Origin of the sequence: Caulobacter sp. AP07 (genome assembly GCF_000281955.1) — a bacterium.
Lineage (GTDB): Bacteria > Pseudomonadota > Alphaproteobacteria > Caulobacterales > Caulobacteraceae > Caulobacter.
Genome location: NZ_AKKF01000177.1, coordinates 1 through 7,145, shown reverse-complemented (window position 1 = coordinate 7,145; position 7,145 = coordinate 1). Strand labels below are relative to the sequence as shown.

Genomic DNA, 7,145 nt, shown 5'->3' with positions numbered 1-7,145 from the left:
CGGATGGTCCCCAGCCGGTCGCCGGTCAGCACGAAGGTCACCGGCGCGGCGGTGGGCAGGTCGCCGTCGGCGTTGACCAGCACCGTGGCGGTCATGAACGTGCCGCCGTCCTCCTGGTAGAGGCGCGAGGACGCCTCGATCTCGGCCATTTCCTCGCGGGTGGGCAGCAGCAGACCGATCGACTTCTCGACCGCCACCTCCTCGGCGCGGGTCGGGTCGACCAGCTCGATCCACACCGCGTCGTCGGGCAGACGCCAGTCGGCGCCCAGACCGACGAGGTCGAAGCCCGGCGCGCCGTGACGCAGCACTCTCAGCATGGGAATATGGCCTTGTTCACGCCCGAGTCCTCAAGACTGGGGCATGACCCAGCGCGCGCCCGTCGTCAACGCGCGGGTTGCGGCTTGTCGGCTTCAGGCGACTGCGAAGCCGCGATCAGGGCGGCGATGCGGTCGGTCGAATCGGCGGCCTGGTTGATCATGTCCAGCGGCGAGCTGGCGCGCACCGAGGCGGCGACCTGGTTGGCGGCCGACTTGGCCAGCGACACGGCGGCGTTCTGGGCGAGGGCCATTTTCGACGTCGCCGCGGCGATCGTGGTGGCCTGGGCGTTCTGGTAGATGAAGCCGTGGGTCGGGTAGACGGTCGTGCCGAGGTCGCGAATCGGGTCGTACCAGACCTTCACCTCGCTCCAGTCGCCGGCCGGCGAGACGTCGACGACGGTGACGTCCTTCTCGACCTGGCCGCGGGCGCCGTTCATCACCGACCAGTTGGCGTGGGTGACCTGGATGACGCGATCGGTCAGGACCTGGCTGACGAAAGCGACGTGTCCAAGGTTCATGCGGCCGGTCGGCTTGAAGCACAGCACGGCGCCGGAGCGCGGCACGAAGCCCACGTCGTACTTGCCGACGGCCTGGCTCCACCACGTGCGGGCGTCGCCGAAAATCTGGATGCCCGACATCAGACGCGCGAACGGAACGCACTGCCAATAGCCGTCAGCCACCGCGCCGGACATCGGCACAAGGCTGATCATGGCGGCAGCGCACAGGGAACCCCAAAGGGTCCTCGTCCGTTTCGTCATGCTGTGGGTACTCCCCCGCGTCACTGGGCTAAGGGATAACCCTGACAGACAGATATGAAAAGTCTGTTTATCAGGCGCCGGCCGTGGCAGGGCGCCGCTCGCGCCAGCCCTTCGCCCAAGACTTCATGCGTTCACGGGCCGGCTTTTCGATGATGTGGTAGGACATCGCCGACAGCGGAACCAGCGCCAGGACCACCGCCAGCCAAGCATAGAGCGGCAGTTGGTCGCCCTCGATGTTCAGAAGCTTGGCCACGGCATTGACCGCCAGGATCTTCCACGGAATGCAGATCATGTAGGTCGAGTAGCTGATCTCGCCCAGATACACGAGCGGGGCCTGAGTCGCGAAGCGCGACCCCGCCGCGGCCATGGCCGCCAGCATGACGATCAGCCCGCCCAGGGTCATGACGATGACCGGGTCGGGGGCGCGAAAGTGCACAGCCAGCAGCACGGCGGCGCCCGCCAGACAGGCGCCCGCCCCCGAGAAGCGCCCGGTCACGGCCCCCGAACGCCACAGGGCGTGCAGGGCGCAGCCATAGGCGAAGCACGGCACGATGCGCAGGAAACCCCAGCGGATGGTGGCCTCGGTCAGGGGAAAGCCGCTCAGGGCCTGGAAGGCCGGATAGAGCGCAGCGATCAGAACAAGAGCCAGGCCGACGGCCACCCAGGGCAGGTTGCGCAGCCGCCAGGCGACATAGGCGAAGGCCGGGAAGCAGAGATAGGCGAACCATTCGGCCGAGATCGACCATGACGGATGGTTCCAGCCCGAGACCGGCGCGAAGCCCCAGGCCTGGACCAGCAGCAGGTTGGCCGGCAGGGCTTCCCAGGCCAGCATGTTGTGGTCCACCGCGATGCCCGCCAGGCCAGCCGCGGCGGCCATCAGCCCCACCCCGGCCAGGGTGACCAGGTGCAGCGGATAGACCCGCGCCAGCCGGTTCCACAGGAAGCCGCCATAGCGGAACTTCCCCTGGCCGAAGCCCTGCAGGTAGACGTGGCAGAGAATGAAGCCCGACAGGGTGAAGAACGCCTCGACGCCCAGATAGCCCTTGGCGACCATGGCCGGCGGGGCCGCCGCCGACAGGTTGGGCCAATAATGGTACAGCACCACCCAGAAGGCGGCGAAGAACCGAAGCGCGGTCAGGGGCTTGATATTGGCGGCGTCGGGCATATGTCGCATTCCAGTTTGGCGAAGCCTGGGGGCTTCCGTCGCGTTCCCTTGCATGAACGGCGCCTACGGAGGGGTAGGCGATGACGCGTATTCCAGACTGCAACCTTAGAACGGGACGATGAACGAACTCCTTCACCTCGCCGCGGACCCTGCCGCCTGGGCCGCCCTGGTCACTCTGATCGTCATGGAAGTCGTGCTCGGCATCGACAACCTGGTGTTCATTTCCATCCTCTCGAACAAACTGCCGCCCGAACACCGCCAGCGGGTGCGCCGCATCGGCATCTCGCTGGCCCTGATCATGCGGCTGGTCCTGCTGTCGACCATCGCCTTCATCGTCGGCCTGGTGCATCCGGTGTTCGACCTGGGGATCGCCGGACCGCTGTCGCATGGCGAACCGACCTTCGAGACCGCCTTTTCGTGGCGTGACCTGATCCTGATCGCCGGCGGCCTGTTCCTGATCTGGAAGGCCACCAAGGAAATCCACCACAGCGTCGATCCCAACGCCGGCGACATCGCCCCCGACGTCAAGACGGCGGCGGTGTCCAACGTCGGCAGCGCGATCTTCCAGATCATCCTGCTGGACATCGTGTTCTCGATCGACTCGATCCTGACCGCCGTCGGCATGACCGATCACCTGCCGATCATGATCATCGCCGTCATCGTCGCCGTCGGCCTGATGCTGGTGGCCGCCGACCCGCTGGGCAACTTCATCAACGACAACCCGACCGTGGTCATGCTGGCCCTGGGCTTCCTGCTGATGATCGGCGCGGTGCTGATCGCCGAGGGCTTCGGCGTCCACGTGCCCAAGGGCTATATCTACGCCGCCATGGCCTTCTCGGCCGGGGTCGAGGGCCTGAACATGCTGTCGCGCAGGAAAGGCGAGAGGAAGAAGGGTCACTAGGCTCGCCCATGCCGTCGTCCCTCCCCCTTGCGGGGAGGGTGGCGACGAAGCCGACGGGTGGGGCCCGGTGCAGAGAGTCATTGCGACGGCTCCCCCACCCGACCCCTTCGGGGCCACCCTCCCCACGAGGGGGAGGGACGGCGCCTGAGGCTGACTATCGCCATGCGATGGCCCCGCCTTGTTCGACGAACTCAAGCCGTCTAGGCCAAGGTCGCCCGGTTCGCATTGACAGGTTGCCCATGACCACCACCCAGACCTTCACCGACACCGAGCGCCGGCTCACGCTCGGCGCGCTGATGATCGTCTTCCTGCTCAGCGCCCTGGACCAGACGGTGGTCTCCACGGCCATGCCGCGGATCATCGCCGAGCTGAACGGCCTGGCGCTCTATGCCTGGGTCACCACCGCCTACCTGCTGACCTCGACGGTGATGGTGCCGATCTGGGGCAAGCTGGGCGACATCTATGGCCGCAAGCCGGTGCTGCTCTGGGGCATCGGCATCTTCCTGGCCGGCTCGTGGCTGTCGGGCCTGTCGGGCGAGTTCGGGACCGTGCTGGGCGTGGGCGGCATGGTGCAGCTGATCGTGTTCCGGGCCCTGCAGGGTATCGGCGGCGGGGCGCTGTTCACCACCGCCTTCGCGATCATCGCCGACCTCTATCCGCCGCGCGAGCGGGGCAAGTTCGCCGGCATCTTCGGCTCGGTGTTCGGCCTGGCCAGCGTGCTGGGCCCGCTTATCGGCGGCTATTTCACCGACCACGGCACGGTCCACATCGCCGGCCACCTGGTGGCCGGCTGGCGCTGGGTGTTCTACGTCAACCTGCCGTTGTCTCTGCTGTCGCTGTTCATGATCCTGGTGAAGATGCCGGCCCTGGAGCATCGGCGCTTCGGCTCGGTGGACTATCTGGGCGCCGCCCTGCTGGTCGCCGCCTTCGTGCCGCTGCTGCTGGCGCTGAGCCTGGGCGGCCACAGCTTCGCCTGGAGTTCGCCCCGCAGCCTGGGCCTGTTCGCCGCGGCGGCGGTCGCCCTGACCCTGTTCATCCTGGCCGAGCGCAAGGTCAGCAACCCGATCGTGCCGCTGGCCCTGTTCCGCAACCGCGTCTTCACCACCGCCAACCTGGCCGGCTTCCTGATCTCCATGGCCTTCCTGGGCGTGGTGACCTTCCTGCCGCTCTACATGCAGCTGGGCATGGGGGTGGACGCCACCACCAGCGGCCTGGCGATCCTGCCGCTGATGGGCGGGCTGATCGTCTCCAGCACCATCGCCGGCCAGCTGGTCAGCCGCATCGGGCGCTACAAGCCGCTGATGATCACCGGCGCGGTGCTGCTGATGGTCGGCGTCTGGCTGCTCAGCCGGGTGGGCGTCCACACCACCCTGCCCGACCTGTGCTGGCGGATGGCCATTGTCGGCCTGGGCCTGGGTCCCGGCCAGAGCCTGTTCGGCCTGGCCGCCCAGAACGCCGTCGAGCCGCGCGACATCGGCGTGGCCACCAGCTCCAACCAGTTCTTCCGCCAGATCGGCTCGACCATCGGCGTGGCGCTGTTCGGGGCCCTGCTGACCCACCGGCTGGCCAGCCTGGGCCAGGGCGCCGACCTGGGCGCGCTGCAAGGCATGGCGCTGAAAGCCACCGCCAGCGGCGTTCACCACGCCGCCGACCCGACCCTGAGCCTGGCCCTGACCCACGCCATCACCGGGGTGTTCCTGGCGGGGCTGGCGGTGATCGGAGCGGGCCTGGTGGTGATCCTGTTCATCCCCGAACTGCCGCTGCGCAGCCACCAGCCGGCGGCGGCGCCGGTACTGGAGAAGGAGCCGGTCTGAGATCGGATCGGGGACAGGCGCATGCGCCTGTCCCCGCCCTCGCCAAACCTCTCAACCGTCATCCCCCGCTTTATGCGGGGGACCCAAGCCGAGTTGATCTGGGATTGTCGGTCGACGCCGCTTAGGTCCCCCGAACAAGTCGGGGGATGACGGACGTGGGTGGGCAAGGCGTAGCCAGGCTCACAGAAAACTGTACGGGTCCACGTCGAACACCACCCGCACCGAATTGGGGACCTTGGCCCGGGCCCGCCAGGCGGCCAGGAAGCCTTGCAGGTCCACCGTGCGGTCGGCCCGGACCAGGAACCGCTTGCGCCGCCGGCCGCGCACCAGGGCCAGGGGCGCGTCGGCGGGACCGAACACCTCCACCCCGTCGGCATTGGGCGTCGCGGCCGCCAGGGCCTGGCAATAGGCCTCCAGGGCCGCCGCGTCCGGTCCCGAGGCGATCACCGCCGCCAGCCGGCCGAACGGCGGCAGGCCGGCCTCCTGGCGCATGGCCATCTCGGCCTCCACGAAGGCGTCGCGGTCCTGGGCCTTGAGGGCCTGCAACACACCGTGCTCGGGAGCGTAGGTCTGTAGCAGCGCCCGGCCCGGCTTCTCGTGACGCCCCGCCCGGCCGGCCGCCTGGGCCAGCAGCTGGAAGGTCCGCTCACCGGCCCGCAGGTCGCCGCCCCGCAAGGACAGGTCGGCGTCGACCACCCCCACCAGGGTGAGGTTGGGGAAGTTGTGGCCCTTGGCGGCGGCCTGGGTGGCGACCAGGATGTCGATCTCGCCGGCCGCCATGCTGTCGACCAGGGCCCGCGCGCCGGCCGCGTCGAACACGGTGTCGGACGAGAACACCGCGATCCGCGCGTCGGGGAACAGGTGGCGCGCCTCCTCCTCCACCCGCTCGACGCCCGGACCGATCGACACCAGGCTGTCCTTGGCCCCGCAGTGCGGGCAGGCCTCGGGCTTCTTCATCGAGAAGCCGGTCAGGTGGCAGACCAGCCGGCCGGAATAGCGGTGCTCGACCAGCCAGCTGTCGGTGTCGGGCGACTTCATCTTCTCGCCGCAGGCCCGGCAGAGGACCAGCGGCGCATAGCCCCGGCGGTTGAGGAACAGCAGGCTCTGCTCGCCGCGCGCCAGGGCCACCGACACCGCCTTGACCAGCGGCGGCGACAGCCAGCGGCCGGGCTCGGGCGGGGTCTCGCGCATGTCGATCAGGCCGATGTCGGGCAACTGGGCCGCGCCGTGGCGGGCGCTGAGCCGCAGCCAGCGGTAGCGGCCCTGCTGGGCGTTCCACAGGCTCTCCAGCGACGGCGTCGCCGAGGCCAGCACCACCAGCGCCCCCTCGATCTTGGCGCGGGCCACGGCCAGGTCGCGGGCCTGGTAGATGAAGCCCTCCTCCTGCTTGAACGAGCCGTCGTGCTCCTCGTCCACGACCACCAGGCGCAGGTTCCTGAACGGCAGGAACAGGGCCGAGCGGGCCCCGACCACGATCCGTGCCGCTCCGGTGGCCACGCCCTCCCAAGCGCGGCGGCGGCGGGGCGGCGAGACCCCGGAGTGCCACTCGACCGGGGCGACGCCGAACCGCTGCTCGAAGCGGGCGATCACCGCCTGGGTCAGGGCGATCTCGGGCAGCAGGATCAGCACCTGGCTGTGGTCGTCAGCGGCCAGAGCGGCGGCCACGGCCTCCAGATAGACCTCGGTCTTGCCCGAGCCGGTCACCCCGTCGAGCAGCGCCGCCTGGAAACCGCCGGCCGCCAGCATTTCGCCCAGCACGTCGGCCGAGGCCCGCTGGCTGGGATTGAGGGTCTGGGCGGGCAGGGACAGGTCGGGTTGCGGGAAGCTGTCGTCCGGTTCGATCCAGGTCACGGCCAGCGCGCCCTCGTCGACCAGGCCCTTGACCACACCGGTCGAGACGCCGGCCGCCGCGGCCAGGGCGCCCGAGGCCAGCGGCCCGGCCTGCGCGGCGGCCAGCACCTTCAGGCGGGCGGGCGTCATCCGCGCCGGCTGGGTTCCGGTCAGGACCAGGGCCTTGTCGGGCTTGGCCGGCGGATGGCGCAGGCCGCGCAGGGCCATGGCCAGGGGCCAGCCGGGGATGTCGACCGAATAGCGCGCCGCCCAGTCGATGAAGGTCAGGACGCCCGGCGGCAGCGGCGGGTCGTCCACCCGCTCCAGCACCGGTTTCAGCGGCCGGTTGCCGCCGGTCCC

General features: G+C 69.5%; 5 protein-coding genes and 1 pseudogene. 2 read left to right on the top strand and 4 right to left on the bottom strand.

All coding sequences use genetic code 11. The annotated features are described in order from the left end of the window. From PMI01_RS15760 to PMI01_RS15750, 3 genes and pseudogenes are all read right to left on the bottom strand, one after another. A pseudogene (locus PMI01_RS15760) lies at positions 1-317 on the bottom strand (magnesium transporter); the annotation flags it as partial. Positions 318-382: 65 nt separating this feature from the next. Beyond that, positions 383-1,075, bottom strand: coding sequence for a CHAP domain-containing protein (locus tag PMI01_RS15755; RefSeq protein ID WP_007670827.1), 693 nt, complete (start codon positions 1,073-1,075; stop codon positions 383-385). A gap of 70 nt (positions 1,076-1,145) precedes the next feature. Beyond that, positions 1,146-2,240 carry an acyltransferase family protein gene (locus tag PMI01_RS15750; protein ID WP_007670823.1) on the bottom strand — a complete coding sequence of 365 codons (1,095 nt, stop codon included), beginning with the start codon at positions 2,238-2,240 and terminating at the stop codon, positions 1,146-1,148. Positions 2,241-2,358: 118 nt separating this feature from the next. On the opposite strand from PMI01_RS15750, the gene PMI01_RS15745 reads away from it, so the two are divergent. Both PMI01_RS15745 and PMI01_RS15740 read left to right on the top strand, forming a co-directional pair. Then, a complete protein-coding gene (locus PMI01_RS15745; RefSeq protein WP_007670821.1) occupies positions 2,359-3,141 on the top strand; it encodes a TerC family protein in 783 nt (260 codons plus the stop codon). A gap of 239 nt (positions 3,142-3,380) precedes the next feature. After that, complete coding sequence (locus tag PMI01_RS15740; RefSeq protein ID WP_007670819.1) at positions 3,381-4,955, top strand: MDR family MFS transporter; 1,575 nt, start codon at positions 3,381-3,383, stop codon at positions 4,953-4,955. A gap of 180 nt (positions 4,956-5,135) precedes the next feature. Here PMI01_RS15740 and PMI01_RS15735 read toward each other — a convergent pair. Continuing rightward, on the bottom strand, positions 5,136-7,145 hold a 2,010-nt coding region (locus tag PMI01_RS15735), incomplete at its 5' end, for a primosomal protein N' (protein ID WP_007670815.1).